The organism is Brachybacterium tyrofermentans, from assembly GCF_039526165.1.
GTDB classification, from domain to species: domain Bacteria; phylum Actinomycetota; class Actinomycetes; order Actinomycetales; family Dermabacteraceae; genus Brachybacterium; species Brachybacterium tyrofermentans.
In genome coordinates this window covers 1-1,106 of record NZ_BAAAIR010000012.1, presented here as the reverse complement: position 1 = coordinate 1,106, position 1,106 = coordinate 1, and the positions used below count along the sequence as shown (strand labels likewise).

Genomic DNA, 1,106 nt, shown 5'->3' with positions numbered 1-1,106 from the left:
CATTTCAACTCAAGGAGTTCAACAACTGCATTAACCCACTCGACCCCATTTTTATTAAGGAAGGTGCGAATAAGCAGGTCATTTCTTCCCAAGCTGACTCGCTGATTAAAATTTCGCGGATCTGGGCCGATTTTTTTCCCGCAAACACATCGAATCAGCCTATTTAGGCTATTTTTTCCACCATTTCTGGCGTTATTTCCGGTTTTTACTGAGATCTCTCCNTGGTTATCGTTTTTCAGCAGCCCCTTGTATCTGGCTTTCACGAAGCCGAACTGCCGCTTGATGATGCGAAACGGGTGCTCCACCCTGGCACGGATGCTGGCTTTCATGTATTCGATGTTGATGGCCGTTTTGTTCTTGCGCGGATGCTGCTTCAAGGTTTTTACCTTGCCGGGACGCTCGGCGATCAGCCAGTCCACATCCACCTCGGCCAGCTCCTCGCGCTGTGGCGCTCCTTGGTAGCCGGCATCGGCTGAGACAAATTGCTCCTCTCCATGAAGCAGATTACCCAGCTGATTGAGGTCATGCTCGTTGGCCGCGGTGGTGACCAGGCTGTGGGTCAGGCCACTCTTGGCATCGACACCAATGTGGGCCTTCATGCCAAAGTGCCACTGATTGCCTTTCTTGGTCTGATGCATCTCCGGATCGCGTTGCTGCTCTTTGTTCTTGGTAGAGCTGGGTGCCTCAATGATGGTGGCATCCACCAAAGTGCCTTGGGTCATCATGACGCCTGCTTCGGCCAGCCAGCGATTGATGGTCTTGAACAATTGACGGGCCAGTTGATGCTGCTCGAGCAGGTGGCGGAAATTCATGATGGTGGTGCGATCCGGCAGGGCGCTATCCAGGGATAATCGGGCAAACAGGCGCATGGAGGCGATTTCGTACAGGGCATCTTCCATGGCACCGTCGCTCAGGTTGTACCAATGCTGCATGCAGTGAATACGCAGCATGGTCTCCAGCGGATAGGGCCGTCGGCCATTGCCCGCCTTGGGATAAAACGGCTCGATGACAGCGGTCATATTCTGCCATGGCAGAATCTGCTCCATGCGGGAGAGGAAAATCTCTTTTCGGGTCTGACGGCGCTTAGTGCTGAATTCACTATCGGC

1 pseudogene is annotated in these 1,106 nt (G+C 53.5%); it reads right to left on the bottom strand.

The annotated features are described in order from the left end of the window. Positions 1–224 precede the first annotated feature (224 nt). Positions 225–1,106: pseudogene (locus tag ABD093_RS03040) on the bottom strand (IS5-like element ISKpn26 family transposase); the annotation flags it as partial.